This window comes from Methyloceanibacter methanicus, assembly GCF_001723285.1.
Taxonomy (GTDB): domain Bacteria; phylum Pseudomonadota; class Alphaproteobacteria; order Rhizobiales; family Methyloligellaceae; genus Methyloceanibacter; species Methyloceanibacter methanicus.
Genome location: NZ_LPWG01000010.1, coordinates 269,207 through 288,421 on the forward strand (window position 1 = coordinate 269,207; position 19,215 = coordinate 288,421).

The following is a 19,215-nucleotide window of genomic DNA, read 5'->3' on the forward strand; positions in this document are numbered from 1 at the left end:
CGAAGCGCGGGCCGGCGTCAACCCAGAAGAAATAATATTTCCTAAGAAGAAAACAGATCGGTGTGGACAACGATCCGTCTATTGGCGCGGATAGACGATGATTGAGAGGTAAGTCATTGGCGTCTCAACGAGTTCCTCTGGTCCGTGGAGGGCGCCGGCATCGAAGAAGAGCGAGTCTCCGGGCGACAGAGGATAAAGCTTGTCAGCGTGGCGGTAGATGACCTTCCCGGTCAGCATGTGGATGAACTCCATACCCTCGTGCTGGAACTGGGTGTAGGTGCTCGCATCGGCATCCAGCTTGATGAGGTAGGGCTCGACGACGATGTCGCCTGAGAGCGAATGGCCGAGGAGTTCGTAGTGGTGGCCGGCCTTGGTGCCGCGGCGCTCGATGCGCACGCCTTGCCCCGCCGGCACGAAGGAGCAGTCCCGCCGCTCCTCGAAATCCGCAAAAAAGCTGGTCATGGGCACGTGAAGTGCCTCGGACAACGATCGAAGCGTCGAGAGAGACGGCGAGATTCCACCGTTTTCGATCTTGGACAGCATGCCTGGAGAGAGTCCCGCTTGAGCTGCGAGGTCGGTTGCCGTGAGTTGGAGGCGTTGCCTGAGCATCCGCACGCGCCGGCCGATCGAAGCCTCGAGATTGAGGTCGGTCGTAGGCGCGTTCGAACCGGTCACGTAGAACGTGTCCGCCAGTGACCCGTCCAGGGCGGCGTCATCCCCAGCAATCCTGGGATCCGTCGAACGCTGGGCACGGGTCCGCGCGCGAAGTTTCTTTGTGGTCAGCCGAGACGTCATCAGTTCCCTTTCGGGGGCAATCCGAAAAAGGTCGTTGGTCAGATACACGCAAGCCTAGCACCAATAATTTGGGACGCGCGACAAATTACGAGCGCGACCGTGTCTGGCTCGGCGGTTCGCCAAACGTTTTGACGTAAGCGCGCGAAAACTGACTTGCCGACGAAAAGCCGGTCGACAACGCCACGTCGAGCACGGGGAGCAGTGTCTCTCGCAACAGGTGCCGTGCGCGCTCGAGCCGAAGCCACCGATAGTGTTTGTGGATGCCGTGGCCCACATGGACCTGAAAGAGGCGTTCGAGTTGACGCAGTGAAACGCCCGCCTCTTCGGCGAGTTCTCCGCGAGTCAGGGGCGTCTCGAGATTCATCTCCATGAGCCCGAGGACCCTCAGAACCTTTTCGTCCGCCACCCCCAGCCGGTAACGCAGGTCGAGGCGCTGCGGTCCGTAGCCCTCGCGGATATGGGTGTGGAGAAACCAATCGCCGACCGCCGCCGCCAGCGGACGCCCGTGATCCCGCTCGATCAGCGCGACCATCATGTCGAGCGCTGAAATGCCTCCGGAGCACGTGATCCGGTTGCCGTCGATCTCGAACAGGGAGGGCACGACGGCCACGTCCGGGAAGGCTTCGCGGAAGGCCGGCAGGTGCTCCCAATGAAGCGTCGCGCGGCGCCGGTCGAGAAGTCCGGCCCGGGCCAGAAGGAACGGACCGCCGGAAATCCCGCCAAGCACCGTGCCTTTGCGTGCGAGACGCCGGAGCCAGGCAAACGTCGTCCGGTCATCGAACATCGCGGGATTTCCACCCGCGCACACGAAGACGATGTCGGCCCGGCGCTCGGTGCGCACACTGCAGTCCGGAACGACTCCGACGCCGTTGGACGCCGTGACGATCTCTCCGGACGGAGCCGCGTGCCACCATCGATACAAGGGCTTGCCGGACAAGAGATTCGCGGCCCGCAGCGGCTCGATGGCCGCCGTGTACGACATGAGTGCGAAGTCCGGAACGAGCAGAAAGCCAACGGTAAGCTGTGTGTCGTCGCGGGTCATCGTATGTTCCAAGTTCGAACCTGGCGCCGGCCGTCCGGACCGTCATGCCTCGTTGCGGCAAGGCGGGGGGCGTCGCCGTCGCGGCAACCGCGGCCCGGGCCAGAAGATTGAAAAATCTCGTGCCTGCGCAATAGGTCAAATATGCGTCGCAAAATGTCAAATAAGCGGGCGAAAGTCGCGCACACTTGCGGGCATGCGTTACTCGATCGCAAGCCTTGTCGCGAATGCGCTCACCGGAAACCGCAATTGGAAACCGGTCTGGCGGGAGCCCGAGCCGAAGCCTGCTTACGACGTGGTGATCGTCGGCGGGGGCGGGCATGGGCTTGCCACGGCGCATTACCTTGCCAAAGAACACGGCATCACCAACGTCGCGGTGATCGACAAGTCGTATCTCGGATCCGGGAATGTCGGGCGCAACACGACCATCGTCCGGTCGAACTATCTGCTGCCTGAGAACGAGCCCTTCTACGAATGGTCGATGAAGCTCTGGGAAGGGCTCGAACAAGATCTCAACTACAACACCATGGTGAGCCAGCGGGGCGTGTTGAACGTCTTCCACTCCGACGGGCAGCGCGACGCGTTCGTTCGGCGGGGAAACGCCATGCTCCTGCACGGCGCGGATGCGCAGCTTCTGGACAGGGAACAGGTTCGCACGCTCGTGCCGTTCATCGACTTCGATAACGCCCGGTTCCCGGTGCGCGGAGGCCTGCTTCAGCCCCGTGGCGGAACCGTCCGCCACGATGCCGTCATCTGGGGCTATGCGCGTTCCGCGGATACCCTTGGCGTGGACATCATTCAGAACTGCGCGGCGACGGGCTTTCGCATCGAGAACGGACGCATTCTCGGCGTGGAAACCGAAAGGGGCTTCATCGGCGCGAAGACGGTCGCGCTGTCCGTCGCGGGCAGTTCCGGCCGGGTCGCCCAAATGGCCGGCTTGCGCCTTCCGGTCGAGAGCCACGCGCTGCAGGCCTTCGTCACCGAGGGCATCAAGCCGCTGCTCGACACCGTGATCACGTTCGGCGCGGGCCATTTTTATTGCAGCCAGTCCGACAAGGGCGGGCTCGTGTTCGGCGGCGACATCGAGGGTTACAACAGCTATGCGCAGCGCGGAAACCTGCCCGCCGTGGAAGATGTCGCCGAGGGCGGCATGGCCCTGATGCCGGCCATTGGCCGCTTGCGCATTCTCCGCTCTTGGGCGGGTCTGCTGGATATGTCCATGGACGGATCGCCCATCATGGACCACACGCCCGTCGAGGGCCTCTATTTCAATGGCGGCTGGTGCTACGGCGGCTTCAAGGCCACGCCCGCCGCCGGCTGGTGTTTCGCGCATCTGATCGCGACCGGCCAACCCCACCCTCACGCGACCGCTTACCGCTTCGATCGTTTCGGAACGGGACGGGTGATCGACGAAAAGGGCGTTGGCGCCCAGCCCAATCTTCATTGAGGACGAAAGCGATGCGGATCACATGTCCCTATTGCGGCGAACGCGCCCTGGACGAATTCACCTATCGCGGCGATGCCACGGTGAAGCGGCCCGACAGTCTCGACGAAAACACCGCGGAGGCCTGGGTCGACTATGTCTATCTCCGCGACAATCCCGCGGGACCGCACAAGGAGCTTTGGCACCACGGCGCGGGCTGCCACGCCTGGCTTGAAGTGACGCGCGATACGGTGACACACGAAATTCTGGACGTCGCGTTCGCGCGGAAGGGGTGCTGACATGGCCGGTCGGCAAACCAACCGGTTGCGCGGACACGGTCTCGTCGACCAAGGCACGACGGTGTCGTTCCGTTTCGACGGCCAGCAACTCACCGGTCATCCGGGCGATACGCTCGCATCGGCGCTCCTTGCCAACGGCATCCGGCTGGTCGGGCGCTCGTTCAAATACCATCGCCCGCGCGGCATTCTCACGGCCGGCTCCGAAGAGCCGAACGCGCTGGTGGAACTGCGTCAAGGGGCCCGCCGCGAACCGAATACCCGGGCGACCACGATCGAACTCTATGACGGTCTGGAGGCTGCGAGCCAGAATCGCTGGCCGTCGCTGAAAGCCGATCTGCTGTCGCTCAACCAGCTCGCGGCGCCACTGCTCGGCGCCGGCTTCTACTATAAGACCTTCATGTGGCCCGCAGCCTTCTGGGAGAAGCTGTACGAGCCCATGATCCGCCGCGCGGCCGGGCTGGGTTACCCGTCCAAACAGGCCGACCCCGACAGCTACGAGAAGACCAATGCGTTTTGCGACGTGCTCGTGATCGGCGCCGGGCCCGCGGGGCTGTCGGCGGCGCTTGCCGCCGCCAAGGCCGGCGCGCGCGTCATTCTCTGCGACGAGGACTTCGCGCTGGGCGGCCGCCTGCTGTCGGAACGCGGCGACGTCGACGGAGAATCGGGGGCGCCTGGGCGCAGGCCGCGGCGGCCAAACTCGAGCCCGCCCGACTGCCGGATCCTCCGCCGCACGACGGTGTTCGGAGCCTATGACGGCGGGGTCTATGCGGCCGTGGAACGGGTGAGCGACCATCTTCCCGTCCCGCCGGAGCACGCACCGCGCCAGCGCCTGTGGCGCATCGTGGCCAAACAGGCGATCGTCTGCGCAGGCGCGTTCGAGCGTCCCATCGTCTTCGGCGACAACGACCGCCCCGGCGTGATGCTGGCGGGTGCCGTTCGAACCTATGTCAATCGGTTCGGCGTGGCGCCCGGGCAAAATGCGGTGATCTTCGCGGACAACGATGCGGCTCTGCGCACGGCGACGGATTTGGCCGATGCCGGGCTGACCGTGCAGGCGATTGTCGATCCGCGGCCGCAAGGTTCCGCCGCGGCCGAACAGGTCGCCGCCGGGACGGGAGCGCTTTATCTCCGGGGCGTCATCGAGAAGGTGCGCGGCGCCCACGGTGTCAGGGTCGTCGGCGTCAGAGACAACCAGGGCGGAACGCGGACGATCAAATGCGATCTGCTGGCGATATCCGGAGGATGGAACCCGGCGCTCAATCTCACGACCCATTTGGGCGGGAAACCGAGATGGGACGATTCCCGTGCCTGCCTGGTCCCCGGCGACCTGCCGGCCGGAATGCGGGTCGCGGGCGCGGCGGTGGGTGAGGTCTCGACGGAAGCCTGCCTGGCGAGCGGGGAGGCGGCGGGTGCCGGTGCCGCAAGGGATTGCGGCTTCTCTCCCTCGGCACCCAGCCGTCCCGCGCCGGATCGGCAAATCGCGCCTGCGACGCCCGTGTGGCAGGTTGAGACCGGCCGCGGCAAGGCTTTCGTCGACTCCCAGAACGACGTGGCCGTGTCGGACGTGAAGCTCGCCGCGCGGGAAGGCTTCCGCGTTCCCGACCACGTCAAGCGCTATACCACGCTGGGCATGGCCACCGATCAGGGCAAGACGTCGAACCTCAACGGTGCGGCCATTCTCGCCGAGGCCACGGGGCGCTATCTCGGCGCGGTCGGGTCCACGACCTTCCGGCCGCCCTACACGCCGGTCAGCATCGGGGCGCTCGCCGGTCACCATCGGGGGACGGACTTCCGCCCCACGCGCCTGACTCCGTCCCATCGCTGGGCCGAGGAGCAGGGCGCCGTCTTCGTCGAGGTCGGCATGTGGATGCGCGCGCTGATGTTTCCCCGGCCAGAGGAAAGCGCGCAGGAGACCGTCAATCGCGAAGTCGCCAATACGCGCGCCCATGTCGGCGTGTGCGATGTCTCGACCCTCGGCAAGATCGACGTTCAAGGGACCGACGCGGCGGCGTTCCTCGACAAGGTCTATATCAACGGATTCTCGAAACTCGCCGTCGGCAAGGCCCGGTACGGGCTGATGCTGCGCGAAGACGGTTTCGCCATGGACGACGGCACGACCGCGCGGTTGGCCGAAGACCATTTCTACATGACGACGACAACGGCGAACGCGGTTCGGGTCAGTCAACATCTCGAGTTCTGCCAGGAGGTGTTGTGGCCCGAGCTCGACGTTCAGACCGTGTCCGCCACCGAACAATGGGCGCAGTACGCGGTTGCCGGCCCCAACGCCCGCGCGGTGATCGCGGCCTTGCTCGATTCCGGCCAGGACATCTCGAACGATGCCTTTCCCTATATGGCCTGCGGTACATTCAAGATTTGTGGCGGCGTCCCGGCGCGGCTGTTCCGGCTATCTTTTTCGGGAGAGCTCGCCTACGAGATCGGCGTGCCCGCGCGCTATGGCGACGGTTTGATCCGCGCCATCATGGATGCGGGCGCCGCGCACGGGATTGCGCCTTACGGCACCGAAGCGCTGGGCGTCATGCGGATCGAGAAGGGGCACGCGGCCGGACCCGAACTCAACGGGCAGACCACGGCCCACGATCTGGGGCTCGGCAGGATGATGTCCAAGAAGAAGGACTTCGTCGGCCGCTTCCTGGGCGAGCGTGAGGCCCTCAACGAACCGGCGCGCGCCGCGCTCGTGGGCCTCAAACCCTTGGACCCGAAGGTACGCGTCAGCGCGGGCGCGCATCTCGTGCCGAAAGGGGCCGATGCCGTGGCCGCCAACGATCAGGGCTACGTGACCTCCCAGGCCTATTCGCCGGAGCTGAAGAGCTTCGTCGCGCTCGCCATGCTGTCTAATGGGCCGGCGCGCCACGGAGAGGTGCTGAAGGTGTGCGATCCCTTGCGGGGGAGCGAGACGCTGGCCGAGGTCTGCAGCCCGCATTTTGTCGATCCGGATGGGGAGCGGTTGCGTGTCTAGTCTGAAATCCATGTCGGCGCTTCATGGCATCGTGTCCCCCGGGCGTTACGGAAAGCAGGATGGGGAACCGGGTGTCGTCGCATCCGAACGGCGGGATATCGGCCTCGCCACCATTGCCGCGCGCAAAGGACACGAGGCTGACCTGACGGCGGCCGTCAAAGCGGCCTATGGCGCCGTGCTGCCGAGCGGCCCCGGATCTGCGGTCGGCCCAGGCGTGCGTTTCATCGGCATCGGGCCCGGCCAATGGTTTGCCGTGTCCGAGACGCTGGCGAACGAGGCCTTGGCAGACGATCTGGCGGAGAGGCTCAAGGGCCTTGCCTCCGTGGCCGATCACAGCAGCGGGCGTGCCATCATTCGGCTCGAGGGGCCCGAAGTCCGCGCGGTGCTCGCCAAAGGGCTCGCTCTGGATCTCGACCCCCGCGTTTTTGGCGATGGTGCCGCGGCGACAAGCACGATTGGCCACATGGGCGCCCTGCTCTGGCGGGACGGGGAGGCCTACGACATCGCCCTTTTTCGGAGCGTGGGCGGCAGTTTTTGGGGCTGGCTGCGTAGCGCGGCCGCCGCGTTCGGCCTCGAAGTCGTCACGACATCGTGACCGCCGGCGCTCCCGAAATCGCCGCAAGCAGTCCCGCCCCATTTGGGAAATCTGGCAATTCCCGTTAGAATTGAACGTTGGGGGAGATCGGGGCATCAGCTCCGGAGCGGCGCCGGCCAGCCGCAAGCGAGATTCTCCATGAGGGCGTGGCCGTCAGCTCTCGAAACGTGAGACGCCGATTATGAAATGTCCCGCGATTATCGCCTTTGCGCTCGGCTCCCTGCTTTGCGGGGGGGCAGCCATGGCAGACTCCGATCAACCGACCCGCATGGGCACGGACAAGGAAAAAACCGTATACGTCCAACTCATCGTCAAGGCTTGTCGTGCCGTCGAGACGCCGCTTCAGCCCATCAATCAGGGCAAGATCTACGACAACGAGAAATCGATGACCGCCGATGAGCGCAGGGCCCTGCTCCTGGCGACGGGCTGCATCGACGTTCCTGTCCCGATGGATTTCCTGGCCGACGCCATGTCGCCCAATGCATGCCTTGGCCGCGGCGGCTACATGGCTGCCATGCAGTTCCTCCAGCAGCGGCAAGACCTGCACGAATTTCCGGCGGTCGGCTCCTGGCACTGCGTGATCACCGATCATGAGGTCATCGGCGCGTCCACGATGTAGCGCCGGAACGGTGACCTGCAAGAGCTAAGGGCAGGGAACCGCTTTCCCTGCCCTTTGTTCTGGCGGAACGGGTTTTGCCGCGCTTCTCTGTGTCGTTTCGAGCGGGGCGGCGGCGCCAAAATGTCGTTTACATGAAATCGGGCGTACCACATTGTCGCGGGGACACGGTTCTGCGCCCCGGGGGATTGCGGTCTACGGCATTCATTGAGACGCTGTGCCCCCTGTGTCTTCGGAAAACAAGCCAGATAGTTGGGGCCTCCAATAATGCTTCACGTGCCGCCTCTCGTTTCCACGCTGACGATTGGTCTGGTGCTCGCGTTTAGCCTCGGCGTCCTGGCGCATCGCCTCAAGCTGCCGCCGCTCGTGGGATATCTGGTGGCCGGCATCGTCATCGGCTTCCCCCCCGCGGTGGGCGCCGATCAGAACATCGCCAACCAGCTGTCCGAGGTCGGGGTCATCCTGCTTCTGTTCGGCGTCGGACTGCATTTCTCGGTGCAGGACCTCTTGTCGGTGCGTGCCATCGCCATTCCCGGTGCGATTGCCCAAGGTCTCGTCGCCACGCCGCTCGGCATGGCCGTGGGCTGGGCACTTGGTTGGAGCCCCGCCGCCGGCTTCATCTTCGGGCTCGCGCTGTCCGTCGCCAGTACCGTGGTGCTCTTACGCATGTTGCAGGAGCGCCGCCTTCTCGAGACCGAGCGCGGCAAGATCACCATTGGCTGGCTGATCGTTCAGGACATCGCCATGGTGCTGGCCCTGGTTCTGCTGCCCGCCATTACCGGGCTGTTCCAAGGCGAAGCCCCTCCCGACGCGATCGAGATGACACGGCAGGTGGCCGAGGTGGTGGGCAAACTGCTCGTCTTCACCCTGGCCATGCTTGTGGTCGGCAAGAAGGTGATCCCGGCGCTTCTCCACTACGTGGCCCATACGGGGAGCCGCGAGCTGTTCCGCCTCGCGGTCCTGTCGATTGCGCTTGGCTTTGCCTATGTGGCGGCCGAGCTGTTCGGGGTCTCCCTGGCTCTCGGCGCGTTCTTCGCCGGCATGGTGCTGAGCGAGTCCCAGCTGAGCCAGCAGGCGGCGACGGAGTCGCTGCCTTTGCGCGACGCCTTCGCCGTGCTGTTCTTCGTCTCGGTCGGCATGTTGTTCCACCCGTCCATCATGGTCGAGGAGCCGCTCGCGGTTCTGGCGACGGTGGCCATCATCGTCATTGCGAAGTCCATCGCGGCTTTCGGGGTGGTGCGCCTGTTTGGACAGTCGTCGGACACGGGGCTGATGATTTCCGCATCGCTCGCTCAAATCGGCGAGTTCTCGTTCATTCTGGCAAGTCTTGGCCTTGCGCTTGGAGTCTTGCCGAACGAGGGGCGCGATTTGATCCTGGCCGGGTCGATCATCACGATCCTGCTGAACCCGCTCCTGTTCTCCGCCCTCGACCGCTACTACGAGTGGCGGGATCGCGCGCGGATCGAGGAGGCTTCGCCGGACGCAAAGAGCGAAGAGGGCGAAGAAGCAGAGGAGGCGACGCCGACCCCGCGAACGATCCCCGAGACGACGCTGACGAACCATGTCGTGCTTGTCGGCCATGGGCGCGTTGGACGATTCGTTTCGAAGGCCCTCCTCGAAAGAGGCGTGCCGGTCTACATCATCGAGGACGATGCGGAAGATGCCGCCGATCTGAACGCGAATGGCGTTGAGGCCCTGAACGGCAATGCGGCCGACCCCGAGGTCATCAAGTCGGCCAACCTCAACGAGGCCCGCTGTCTCTTGGTAGCCATTCCCGATGCCTTCGGAAGGGGGGCAAGTGTCGAGCAGGCCCGTGCCATCAACCCCAAACTCCGGATCGTGGCCCGCGCCCATTCCGAGGCGGAAATCGACCACCTGGCCAAGCATGGCGCGGATTTCGTGGTCATGGGCGAGCACGAGATCGGCAAGGCCATGCTGGGCGAATTGAACGCGCAGGAGCGGCCACTGACCGATGCGGTGACCGGGATGGCGAATGCCGGTCCCATTCGCGGGCGCTAGCGCCGCACCATGCCGAGACGTCTAGCTCGCGGCGGCGCGAGCGCATCGGCCTCTTCGTCCGTGAACACGCGGCTACGGGTCAGAAACCGGACGCCTCGGGCGCTTCGAGCGAAAACCCGGACCCGCGGCCCGGGACGACGTCGATCGTCAACTGGGTGTGCTTCCAATAGTCGAACTGGTCGGCGCTCATATAGAAGGGACACCCGCCGATCTCTCCGAGCTGGACATCGCTTGCGCCCACCCGGAACTCGTCCGCCGGATAGCACATCGGGGCCGAGCCGTCGCAGCACCCGCCCGACTGATGAAACATCAAGGGCCCATGCATGGCTCTTAGCTTTTCGATCAGCTGGAGCGCCCCGTCCGTCGCCAAAACCCGCTCTACCATCGCTCTACCCCTTATGACAGGACGGCCCGGCGGGGGGTCCCGCCAGGCCGCTGAAGGTTCGTCTTGGGTGAAACCCCAGGCGGCTAGAAGAAGCCTAGCGCTTTGGGGCTGTAGCTCACCAGCATGTTCTTGGTCTGCTGGTAGTGGTCGAGCATCATCTTGTGCGTTTCGCGCCCGATGCCCGACTTCTTGTAGCCGCCAAAGGCCGCGTGCGCCGGGTAGAGGTGGTAGCAATTGGTCCAGACCCGGCCGGCCTGAATGCCACGCCCGAAATTGTAGGCGCGGTTGATGTCGCGGGTCCAAACGCCCGATCCAAGGCCGTAGAGCGTGTCGTTGGCGATCTCGAGCGCCTCCGCGTCGTCCTTGAACGTGGCCACCGACAGTACCGGCCCGAAGATCTCTTCCTGGAAGATGCGCATCTTGTTGTGGCCGCGGAACACCGTGGGCTTCACGTAGTAGCCCTCGGCGAGATCGCCCTCATGGACGGCGCGCTCGCCGCCGGTCAGGAGCTCGGCGCCTTCCTTCTTGCCGATATCGACATAGGACAGGATCTTTTCCAGCTGATCGTTGGAGGCCTGCGCGCCGATCATGGTGTCCATGTCGAGCGGATTGCCGAGCTTGATTTTCTCCACGCGCTCGACCGCCCTTTCGATGAAGCGGTCGTAGATGGATTCCTGCACCAGCGCACGCGACGGGCAGGTGCAGACCTCGCCTTGGTTCAGCGCGAACATGGCGAAGCCTTCGAGCGCCTTGTCGAAGAAGTCGTCGTCCTCGGCCATGACGTCGGCGAAGAAGATGTTCGGCGACTTGCCGCCGAGCTCGAGCGTCACCGGGATCAGATTTTCCGAGGCGTACTGCATGATGAGACGCCCGGTCGTGGTCTCGCCCGTGAAGGCGATCTTGGCGATGCGCGGGCTCTGGGCGAGGGGCTTGCCGGCCTCGACGCCGAAGCCGTTGACCACGTTGAGGACGCCCGGGGGCAGGATGTCGGCGATCACGTCCATCAGCACCATGATCGACATGGGCGTCTGCTCGGCCGGCTTCAGCACCACGCAGTTGCCGGCGCCAAGCGCGGGCGCGAGTTTCCAGGCCGCCATCAGGATCGGGAAATTCCACGGAATAATCTGGCCGACGACGCCAAGAGGCTCGTGGAAGTGATAGGCGACCGTCTCGTGGTCGATTTCGCTGAGCGTGCCTTCCTGGGCGCGGACGCAGGCGGCGAAGTAGCGGAAATGGTCGATGGCAAGCGGGATGTCGGCTGCCGTCGTTTCGCGGATCGGCTTGCCGTTGTCGATGGTCTCGACGGCGGCCAGGAGCTGGAGATTCTCCTCCATGCGATCGGCGATCTGATTGAGGAGTTTGGCGCGTTCGGCCGGTGCCGTCTTGCCCCACGCCTCGCGCGCGTTGTGGGCGGCGTCGAGGGCCAGTTCGACATCGGCCGCTTGGGAGCGGGCGATCTCGCAGACGGATTTGCCGGTGACCGGGCTCAGATTGTCGAAATAGCGTCCGTCGACCGGCGCGACCCATTCGCCGCCGATGAAATTGTCGTAGCGGGTTCTGACAGCCACCCGCGCGTGAGGGTTTCGATGACCTCGTGAAGCATTGTTACCTCCCTGAAACTCTCGGCGATTTTGCCAATTCTTACCCAACGTCAAGCGGGATTTTAGCATCGATACCACGCGGGGTGGTCCGATCTGCTCGACAGGTTGGCCGCCAGACTAGGCGAGTTTCGGTAAAGGCAAAATCCTACTTTGGGAGCAAAGGGCAGGGGCCTGCGCGCAGACAAAAAAGAGGCCGCCTGTTTGGGGAAAGGCGGCCTCGAAGTAGGACTAGTCAGTTGGTTTATGGAGAACTAGAAGAAGATGACTCCGCCGACCTGGAACAGGTTCCAGCTGTCGAAGCCCTGATTCACGTTCCGGCGTTGGTTGACTGAGTTCACGCCGGCGAAGTCCAGATCGATCTCCTGAAGCGACCAGCGCGCAAACACGTGCATGGCAGCCGCGTCGATCTCCTGAACCGCGCCAAGACCCCAGCGCTCCACCTCCGAGCCCGTCACGAACAGCGTGTTGGCTGCGTTGGCGCCGCAGAAGTTGCCTGTGCGGGTGCCAGCCACGGCGAACGACGCGCACTGATCGCGCCCGCGATCGAGCCGTACATATCCAGGTACTGAGCGTACTCGCCGTAGAAGGTCGTCATACCCAGCGCGTTCAGGGACGTCTTCCAGAAGGGCTTCACGTACCAGACGTTCGTGTCGGGCAGGTCGCCGACCTGCTCGTTCTGGTACAGGCCATAGACGCCGAGGCCGGACGGCGAATGCATCACCGTCGCGCCAATCTGATTAAGCGAGCTGCCGCTGGTCTTGCCCGACGTCGGGTTGATGACCGATGCCCAAGCGGTCTCCTGCCAAGTGTAGGAGTAAGCCGCCGACACTTTGAAGTTGCCCCAATCGTTGTTGTAGAACAGGGCGATATCCCAGAACTGCGCATTCGGTGTCGTCGTGAACGCGGGACCGGTGATGTCGTTCTTGCCATACGAGGTCTCGAACCGGAAACCGCCAAACGTCGGCGAGTCGTACCGGATCGCATCGTTTGCAGCGCCGAAGCAGTCCGCGCCGATGCCTGCGCCACCGGCCAGGAGGCCGTTACACTGCAGGAAGCTCGCCCAGGTAATGGCGGCAAGTCCGGTGTAAGAGCCGTTTCCGCCATTCGGACGCAGGAAGAAGCTCGCGCCCTCGAAGAACGGTGCGTTCGATTCGATCACCGTCCCGGAAATGTCCGCCAGAACCGTGGCGTTGTCCGAAGCCGGGCTCAGCTGGCCCCAGTTGAACGTGCCGTAGTCGTCGCTCTTGATGTACATGTAGGAGTACAGCGTCGAGATCGACCCGAATGTGCCGGCGTTCTCGTTCACCTGGTTCGAAGCGGCGCCCGTGCCGGCGGTGCCGAACTGCGAGCCCATCGTGTTGACGGTGAGGTTGTAGCCCGCGGACCAGCCCGGCGCGAACGTCACGGAGCCCGTCATGGCGAACCGGCTACCAAGGTCGTAGCTCTTGTCGCCCACGTAGAACGAGCTCATATCGCCGTCGTCCCACCAGTTCATCGCCTTGATGACCCAGCCCGAGATCGTCAGCGAAACCTTTTTGTTGCCTTTGCTCGCCGTCGTCGCCTCAAGTTCGGCAACGCGCTCTTCCAAGTCCGCGCAGCAGCCACCCCCGTAGCCTTGCGCACTCGCAGGGCTCGCGCTCAGGGCATATGCCCCAATGCCAAGCCCCAGCGCGGCCGCCATCGCAATGCGGCTGGCTCCGCCTGTAAGTCCGTGACCCATGATGTTTATTCTCCCTGCTATATTTAGCTTTGCGCGATGCAAAGCGCCCCCGGCGGGTCGTGTGCTGTTATTCGTGCGCGCACGTTAACCCTCAACCAGAACGCTATTTATTGCTTCTGAGCGTCGGTATTGTACTTTGGTCGAAGAACGCCATTAGTGCCAGCAGGTGTGGCAAAAAAGACCCGGATTTTGTTGACCTCGGTCAGATCGAAACGAACCGGGCGTGTCGTGGACGATGGAGGACGCGTTCAGTGCGCCGAGCGCATGCAAACCGCCGGGCTTGCGGTGTCCAGACCGCATGGACGAGCGCCGAGAGCCCAGAGGCGGCAGTCGCGGCGATCGCCGAGGTCGTTGACCCATCGGATCTCGGCCAACTCCTGGTGTTTTTCTCCCAGCCCTACCAAGCCGAGGCGCTGAGTCAGGCCTTGTCGGAGGCATTCCCCGGCGTGCCCGTCGCGGGCTGCAGTACATCCGGTGAGATCACGCCGGCGGGCTTCAGCGAACGCAGCGTCCTGGTGGTGGCCTTCCCCAAGACGGATTTCCGATTCGTCAGCCGCGTCATTCCCGAGGTGCGGGCCCTGAGCGTGGAACGCGCGACCGAGGCCGTGCAGGCCCTGCGTCAGGGCCTCGATCGGGTGAATGGCAAGCGCTACCAGAACCTGTTCGCCGTGTCGTTGATCGACGGGCTGTCCAGGTGCGAGGAAGCCATCGTTTCGGCCATTGCCTGGGCGCTCGGCGACATTCCACTGGTCGGGGGCTCCGCGGGCGACGGCCTCACGCTGTCCGGGACGAGCCTGCTGCACGACGGGCAGGTCCACCGGGGCGCCGCCTTGCTGCTTCTCGTCGAAACGGCCCATCCGGTGCGCAGCTTCTATTGCGACCACTTCGAGCCGACAGAGACCAAGCTCGTGGTGACGTCCTCGGACGCCTCGACCCGAACCGTGTACGAGCTCAATGCGGAACCGGCGGCCCAGGAATATGCGAGTTCGGTGGGCCTTGAGCCGTCGTCCTTGGCGCCCATGAGCTTCGCGGCCATCCCGACCGTGCGCATAGGCGGAGACTATTACTGCCGGTCCATCCAACGTGTGAACGACGATGGATCCCTTTCGTTCTTCTGTGCCATCGACGATGGGGTGGTGCTCACCGTGGCCGAACCGAGGGACATGGTGAAGTCGATGGAAGCCGAACTGGAACATCTCGACACCGCCATCGGCGGTGTCGATTTCGTCTTGGGGTTCGAGTGCGTCCTCCGAAGGCTCGATGCCGAGAACCGGCAGGTGAAGCACAAGGTCAGCGACCTGTATCGCCGCTATCACGTGGTCGGTTTCCATACCTATGGCGAGCAGTACAATGCCATGCATCTGAATCAGACCTTCACCGGGGTCGCGATCGGGAGGCACGGAACCAGCTGATGCCGGACGATTTGCAGGACGAGCAGGTTGACGGTCTCGACCCGGACGGGCTCGAGCGTCGGCTGGAGAAGCTCGTCAAGATCAATTCGGTCCTGATGGATCGTGTCGAACGGTCGATGGATCAGCAGGGCAATGCCTTCTCCTTGTTCCAGACCGCGATCGGGCTCGATGCCAAGGTTCGATCCCGTACCGAGGAACTGACCGCGGTCTTGCGCCGCCTCGAGTGCTCGAACGAAGCGCTGGTGGAGGCCAAGGAGGAGGCCGAGCGGGCCAATCTCAGCAAGACACGTTTTCTCGCGGCCGCGAGCCACGATCTCCTGCAGCCGCTGAATGCCGCGCGTCTTTCGATATCGGTTCTATCCGATATGCAGGAAAGCGACGACGCGCGCCGCCTGGCAGGGCGGGTCGACCAATCCCTCCAGACCATCGAAGACCTGATCAAGACGCTGCTCGACATTTCGAAGCTGGACGCGGGCGTCGTGACCCCGGACTACCAGTCTTTTCCGCTCGACCAGGTGCTGAGCGGGCTCGAGGCGAGTTTCGCGCCGCTGGCGGGGGCGAAACAACTCAAGCTGGAAGTCCGCCGGTCGGGCCTCCTCGTCAACAGCGATCCGTTGCTGCTCCAGCGGGTGCTTCAGAACCTTGTTTCGAACGCCGTGCGTTACACGGCGCAGGGCGGTGTCGTCGTGGGCGCGCGGCAGCGCGGCACGGACTGCCTGATCGACGTTGTCGATACGGGTTGCGGCATTTCCGAAAGCGAGCGCGAGACCATGTTCGAGGAGTTCTATCGCGGCACAGCAGCCGCGAAGAGCGACCATGCCGGGCTGGGGCTTGGTCTTTCCATCGTCCAGCGCACGGTCCAGGCTTTGGGGCACGGGCTCGAGGTCACGTCCACCCCTGGCAAGGGGTCGACGTTTCGGCTGATCGTGGCGTGTGACGGCGCGGCGCCGTTGGTTGCGCCCGCTCAAACGAAGGCCCATGCCGACCTGGACATTACCCACGGGGCAGCCGTGGTCGTGATCGAGAATGACCGGCAGGTCCTGGAGGCCACCGTCAGGCTGCTCGACAACTGGTCGTGCCGCACCTTGGCCGCCACCCGGCTTGAGGATCTGGAACCGGCCTTGGCCGCGTTCGGGCGTCCGCCCGACATCGCGCTGGTCGACTACAATCTCGACGAAGGGCGGACCGGCGTGGACATGGTGAGGGCCCTGCGCGAGCGGTTCGGCCCTGAGCTTCCCGCGATCGTGGTCACGGGCGACCGGAGCCACGCCGTTGCCGCCGATGTGACGGCGGCGCAATGCGAATTGCTCTGCAAGCCGACGCGGCCGGCCGAACTGCGCGCCCTGATGACTCACCTCTTGAGAGCGGCCTCCGCGCCGGCGTCCTAGCCGCTCGAGGGCGCGGCGTCGTCGCCGATGATGGCCTCGAAATCGAGCTGCGAGGTCTTGATTACCGCTTGCGTGCGGCTGACCACATTCAGCTTGCGCAAAATCTCCGATACGTGGGCCTTCACGGTCGTCTCGCTGACCCCAAGTTCGTGCGCGATCTGTTTGTTGAGCTGGCCATGGCGAATGAGCTGTAGGACACGCAGCTGGGCCGGGGTGAGGCCGGCAACGCGGTCGGCGATGTCGTTCGCATCCGTCGCCTCGCTGGATCCGCCGGTTTTCTGCGCCAACTCGGGCGGGACGAAGACGGAACCGCTCAACACCTCCGAGAGCCCTTTCGCCAGCGTGGCCTTGTCGACGGATTTCGAGACGAAGCCGGCGGCCCCAAGCCGGATGGCTTCGTGGACGATCTTGGGATCGTCGAGGCCCGAAACGATCATGATCGGGGTCCGTGGAAACGACGAGCGCAGAAGCATGAGTCCCTCGAACCCCGTCGTTCCAGGCAGCGACAGGTCGAGCAATACGATTTCGATCCCCGGCTCGGCCTGAATGGCCTCGTGCGCGGCCTCGATGCTCCCCGCTTCGAGGATCTCGGCGTCGTCGCGCGAGAACTTGACGGCGCTCCGCAACGCCTCGCGAAACATAGGGTGATCGTCGACGATCAGGATCTTCGTCATCGTTTGCGGCCGCCTAGCTATTGGGTCATCCAACACGGAAAACCCGAAATGCAGTCCGCCGCAATCCTCAAAAAGTCGTACGACTCTTACGGAATGAGGACGGCGGCGCCCGTCAGGGCCCCTTCGCGGAGACGTCTCAGCGCTTCGTTCGCCTCCGAAAGCTTCATCGGCACGACCGTCGTCTTGACGGGAACTTGCGGCGCGAGGGCAAGAAACTCGCGGGCATCGTCTCGCGTCAAATTGGCGACGGACCGGATCTCGCGTTCTTCCCAAAGGATATCATAAGGGAAACGCGGAATGTCGCTCATGTGGATGCCGCCGCAAACAACGACGCCGCCCTTGCGCAGCGCACGCAGCGCGGCGGGCACGAGCGGGCCCACGGGCGCGAAGATGAGCGCCGCGTCCAGTTCGTCGGGGGCGGCTTCGTCGGAACCGCCGGCCCAGACGGCCCCGAGGGACCGGGCGAACTCCTGCGCCTGGGTGTCGCCGGGGCTGGTAAAGGCATAGATCGCGCAGCCTTGATACCGCGCCACTTGCGCCACGATATGCGCGGCCGCGCCAAAGCCGTAAATGCCGAGCCGCTTGGTCTCGCCCTGCAGCGCATCCTCGGCCATCTTCAAGGAGCGGTAGCCGATGAGCCCTGCGCAAAGCAGCGGCGCGGCCTCCGCATCGGAGTAACCGTCTGGGATCGCGAAACAATAGCGCTCGTCTGCGACCGTATAGGCCGCGTAGCCCCCGTCGATCTGGTAACCCGTGAAACGGGGTGCATCGCAGAGATTCTCGTGTCCTTCGCGGCAGTAGCGGCAGGTGCCGTCCGTATAGCCGAGCCACGGCACCCCGACGCGCATGCCGGCCTGAAAACCGGAGGTCTCCGGCCCGAGCGCTTCGACGCGGCCGACGATTTCGTGGCCCAGGACCAGCGGAAGCTTGGGACGGTCGAGTTCGCCGTCATAGATATGGAGGTCGGTGCGGCAGACCCCGCAGGCGAGGACCTTGAGCAAGATTTGCCCGGGCCCTGGCATGGGGACCGGCAAGGCGGCGGACCGGAGCGGTTGCCCGGCCCGCTCCAGAAGCATTGCCGCCATCGTCCCGGTCATGATGCGTCGTCCTATTTCTCCAACGCGCTGGTGATCGCCTTCCGCACGTCTTCGTCGGGGTATCCGAGCCAGACCACGCCGGCGTCGGCGGTTGCCATGAGGCCCCAGGCCTTGCTCCCATCGGGCGCGAAAAGCGCGAAGAGCTGGTTGTCGCCGCACTCATTGGGTTTGCAGGTGAAGCCGAGTGTATAGTTTTGGCCGTCGATGCCCACGGGAATGTTCGGCACCGGCGGTCCGTTCAGGGTCGCGGTGTATTCGGTCACCCAATCCGGCGGCGTTTCACTCCCGATCATGGCTTGCCAGGCCGCGAAATAGGCCGGCTGCTTGAGGAGATCGCCGAGGACCGGAGCTCCGCCATCCGCCTCCTGCGCGAGCGCGGGCGAACTCACGGATAGCATCAAGGCCAGCAGAAACGTGGGGCGCATCGGGGAACTCCGTCATCCATAACAAAGAGCGAACCGCTCGCACCAAAGGATGACGATATTATAACGCGCCCTCAGTGCCGCAGGAGCGGCCATCCCTCGGCGGGCGGCGCCAGGGCCGCAAGCGGCGCGTTCTTCGTGGACGCCTCGCCGTGCGCGCGGTCGTCCGTCGTGCGAATGGCCAGGAGATGAGCGGGGACGGGCTCGGAGGCGGCCCACAGGGCCTTGAAGGCCTGGCGGCCGCGCAGAACCGCGTCCGGGCCGCTCTCGAACAGGACCAGACGATTGCGCTTGTCCGCGTCGCGGCGCACCGCATCGCCGGTCCAGCAGAGCTCCGGACCGTAGACGGCCTGTTCGTGCGCCTCCATGAGGCGCGGGTTCCGGGCCCAGCGGACATGGGCTTCGAGACTGGGCTCTCGCGCGAGAACGGAGAGCGAAGCGAAGAAGGCGTGCAGGTCTTGCTCGGGCTCGACCTTGGTCAGGATGGCTTTCACGGTAATGCCGGCGGCCGCCAGGGCGTCTTGGGTCTGGGTCAGGGCGAGCGCCGGAGCCGATTTGGCGGAGCGGAGCAACAGCGTGCACACGGGCGAGTCGATGTCCTCCTGAAGGGCACGGTCGGCGAAGCGCGACAGGGCGCTCACGTGGTGGTCGATTTCAACTTCCAGGGACCGTTGCCCCCGACAATCTGACCCGTTCCGTCTGGCCACAACGCGCATATGTCCCCCATTCGGTTCTTGCCGCTGCCTCGGTCGC

At 64.5% G+C, this 19,215-nt stretch carries 17 protein-coding genes and 1 pseudogene; 8 read left to right on the forward strand and 10 right to left on the reverse strand.

Annotated features, from left to right (window positions below; genetic code table 11):
* Positions 1 to 78 precede the first annotated feature (78 nt).
* Complete coding sequence (locus AUC68_RS06240) at positions 79 to 795, reverse strand: helix-turn-helix domain-containing protein (protein WP_083240521.1); 717 nt, start codon at positions 793 to 795, stop codon at positions 79 to 81.
* Between the two features lie 85 nt (positions 796 to 880).
* The gene (locus tag AUC68_RS06245; protein ID WP_069436826.1) at positions 881 to 1,837 is read right to left on the reverse strand and encodes a GlxA family transcriptional regulator; all 957 of its coding nucleotides are present in this window, start codon (positions 1,835 to 1,837) and stop codon (positions 881 to 883) included.
* 193 nt (positions 1,838 to 2,030) lie between these two features.
* Between AUC68_RS06245 and AUC68_RS06250 the strand changes: the two genes are divergently transcribed.
* The 6 genes from AUC68_RS06250 to AUC68_RS06275 all read left to right on the forward strand — a co-directional run bounded on the left by AUC68_RS06250 (position 2,031) and on the right by AUC68_RS06275 (position 9,763).
* Positions 2,031 to 3,281, forward strand: a complete 1,251-nt coding sequence (locus AUC68_RS06250; RefSeq protein WP_069436827.1) for a sarcosine oxidase subunit beta family protein — start codon at positions 2,031 to 2,033, stop codon at positions 3,279 to 3,281.
* Between the two features lie 11 nt (positions 3,282 to 3,292).
* Positions 3,293 to 3,556, forward strand: coding sequence for a sarcosine oxidase subunit delta (locus tag AUC68_RS06255; protein ID WP_069436828.1), 264 nt, complete (start codon positions 3,293 to 3,295; stop codon positions 3,554 to 3,556).
* Between the two features lies 1 nt (position 3,557).
* The gene (locus AUC68_RS06260) at positions 3,558 to 6,533 is read left to right on the forward strand and encodes a sarcosine oxidase subunit alpha family protein (protein ID WP_069436829.1); all 2,976 of its coding nucleotides are present in this window, start codon (positions 3,558 to 3,560) and stop codon (positions 6,531 to 6,533) included.
* On the forward strand, positions 6,526 to 7,128 hold the full coding sequence (locus AUC68_RS06265; RefSeq protein WP_158008249.1) for a sarcosine oxidase subunit gamma: 603 nt from the start codon (positions 6,526 to 6,528) through the stop codon (positions 7,126 to 7,128). The genes AUC68_RS06260 and AUC68_RS06265 overlap by 8 nt, the downstream gene beginning before the upstream one ends.
* 241 nt (positions 7,129 to 7,369) lie before the next feature.
* Positions 7,370 to 7,747 carry a hypothetical protein gene (locus tag AUC68_RS06270; RefSeq protein ID WP_069436831.1) on the forward strand — a complete coding sequence of 126 codons (378 nt, stop codon included), beginning with the start codon at positions 7,370 to 7,372 and terminating at the stop codon, positions 7,745 to 7,747.
* A 264-nt stretch (positions 7,748 to 8,011) separates the two neighbouring features.
* The gene (locus AUC68_RS06275) at positions 8,012 to 9,763 is read left to right on the forward strand and encodes a cation:proton antiporter domain-containing protein (protein WP_069436832.1); all 1,752 of its coding nucleotides are present in this window, start codon (positions 8,012 to 8,014) and stop codon (positions 9,761 to 9,763) included.
* Here the strand turns inward: AUC68_RS06275 and AUC68_RS06280 are convergent.
* The 4 genes and pseudogenes from AUC68_RS06280 to AUC68_RS06295 form a co-directional block, all read right to left on the reverse strand.
* A pseudogene (locus AUC68_RS06280) lies at positions 9,760 to 10,148 on the reverse strand (DUF779 domain-containing protein). The gene AUC68_RS06275 and the pseudogene AUC68_RS06280 sit on opposite strands and share 4 nt — an antisense overlap.
* Positions 10,149 to 10,231: 83 nt before the next feature.
* A complete protein-coding gene (adh, locus tag AUC68_RS06285) occupies positions 10,232 to 11,716 on the reverse strand; it encodes an aldehyde dehydrogenase (protein WP_069436833.1) in 1,485 nt (494 codons plus the stop codon).
* Between the two features lie 284 nt (positions 11,717 to 12,000).
* Complete coding sequence (locus AUC68_RS06290; protein ID WP_069436834.1) at positions 12,001 to 12,204, reverse strand: hypothetical protein; 204 nt, start codon at positions 12,202 to 12,204, stop codon at positions 12,001 to 12,003.
* The gene (locus AUC68_RS06295; protein WP_083240480.1) at positions 12,201 to 13,469 is read right to left on the reverse strand and encodes a porin family protein; all 1,269 of its coding nucleotides are present in this window, start codon (positions 13,467 to 13,469) and stop codon (positions 12,201 to 12,203) included. Before AUC68_RS06295 ends, AUC68_RS06290 begins: the two co-directional genes overlap by 4 nt.
* A 251-nt stretch (positions 13,470 to 13,720) precedes the next feature.
* On the opposite strand from AUC68_RS06295, the gene AUC68_RS06300 reads away from it, so the two are divergent.
* Positions 13,721 to 14,881, forward strand: a complete 1,161-nt coding sequence (locus tag AUC68_RS06300) for an FIST N-terminal domain-containing protein (protein WP_069436836.1) — start codon at positions 13,721 to 13,723, stop codon at positions 14,879 to 14,881.
* Positions 14,881 to 16,269, forward strand: coding sequence for an ATP-binding response regulator (locus AUC68_RS06305; RefSeq protein WP_069436837.1), 1,389 nt, complete (start codon positions 14,881 to 14,883; stop codon positions 16,267 to 16,269). The genes AUC68_RS06300 and AUC68_RS06305 overlap by 1 nt, the downstream gene beginning before the upstream one ends.
* Here the strand turns inward: AUC68_RS06305 and AUC68_RS06310 are convergent.
* From AUC68_RS06310 to AUC68_RS06325, 4 genes are all read right to left on the reverse strand, one after another.
* Complete coding sequence (locus AUC68_RS06310) at positions 16,266 to 16,943, reverse strand: response regulator (protein ID WP_069436838.1); 678 nt, start codon at positions 16,941 to 16,943, stop codon at positions 16,266 to 16,268. The genes AUC68_RS06305 and AUC68_RS06310 overlap by 4 nt on opposite strands.
* Positions 16,944 to 17,029: 86 nt before the next feature.
* On the reverse strand, positions 17,030 to 18,028 hold the full coding sequence (locus tag AUC68_RS06315) for a zinc-dependent alcohol dehydrogenase family protein (protein ID WP_069437055.1): 999 nt from the start codon (positions 18,026 to 18,028) through the stop codon (positions 17,030 to 17,032).
* Between the two features lie 23 nt (positions 18,029 to 18,051).
* Positions 18,052 to 18,465: an Ivy family c-type lysozyme inhibitor gene (locus AUC68_RS06320; RefSeq protein WP_069436839.1), complete on the reverse strand. Its 414-nt coding sequence runs from the start codon at positions 18,463 to 18,465 to the stop codon at positions 18,052 to 18,054.
* Positions 18,466 to 18,536: 71 nt separating this feature from the next.
* Entirely contained in the window at positions 18,537 to 19,103 is a 567-nt protein-coding gene (locus tag AUC68_RS06325; protein ID WP_069436840.1) for a hypothetical protein, read from the reverse strand.
* Positions 19,104 to 19,215: the final 112 nt, after the last annotated feature.

Coding starts and splice junctions, on each gene's coding strand:
- AUC68_RS06240 (WP_083240521.1), bottom strand. CDS start 795: ATGACGTCTCGGCTGACCACAAAGAAACTTCGCGCGCGGACCCGTGCC.
- AUC68_RS06245 (WP_069436826.1), bottom strand. CDS start 1,837: ATGACCCGCGACGACACACAGCTTACCGTTGGCTTTCTGCTCGTTCCG.
- AUC68_RS06250 (WP_069436827.1), top strand. CDS start 2,031: ATGCGTTACTCGATCGCAAGCCTTGTCGCGAATGCGCTCACCGGAAAC.
- AUC68_RS06255 (WP_069436828.1), top strand. CDS start 3,293: ATGCGGATCACATGTCCCTATTGCGGCGAACGCGCCCTGGACGAATTC.
- AUC68_RS06260 (WP_069436829.1), top strand. CDS start 3,558: ATGGCCGGTCGGCAAACCAACCGGTTGCGCGGACACGGTCTCGTCGAC.
- AUC68_RS06270 (WP_069436831.1), top strand. CDS start 7,370: ATGGCAGACTCCGATCAACCGACCCGCATGGGCACGGACAAGGAAAAA.
- AUC68_RS06275 (WP_069436832.1), top strand. CDS start 8,012: ATGCTTCACGTGCCGCCTCTCGTTTCCACGCTGACGATTGGTCTGGTG.
- AUC68_RS06295 (WP_083240480.1), bottom strand. CDS start 13,469: ATGGGTCACGGACTTACAGGCGGAGCCAGCCGCATTGCGATGGCGGCC.
- AUC68_RS06305 (WP_069436837.1), top strand. CDS start 14,881: ATGCCGGACGATTTGCAGGACGAGCAGGTTGACGGTCTCGACCCGGAC.
- AUC68_RS06310 (WP_069436838.1), bottom strand. CDS start 16,943: ATGACGAAGATCCTGATCGTCGACGATCACCCTATGTTTCGCGAGGCG.
- AUC68_RS06315 (WP_069437055.1), bottom strand. CDS start 18,028: ATGGCGGCAATGCTTCTGGAGCGGGCCGGGCAACCGCTCCGGTCCGCC.
- AUC68_RS06320 (WP_069436839.1), bottom strand. CDS start 18,465: ATGCGCCCCACGTTTCTGCTGGCCTTGATGCTATCCGTGAGTTCGCCC.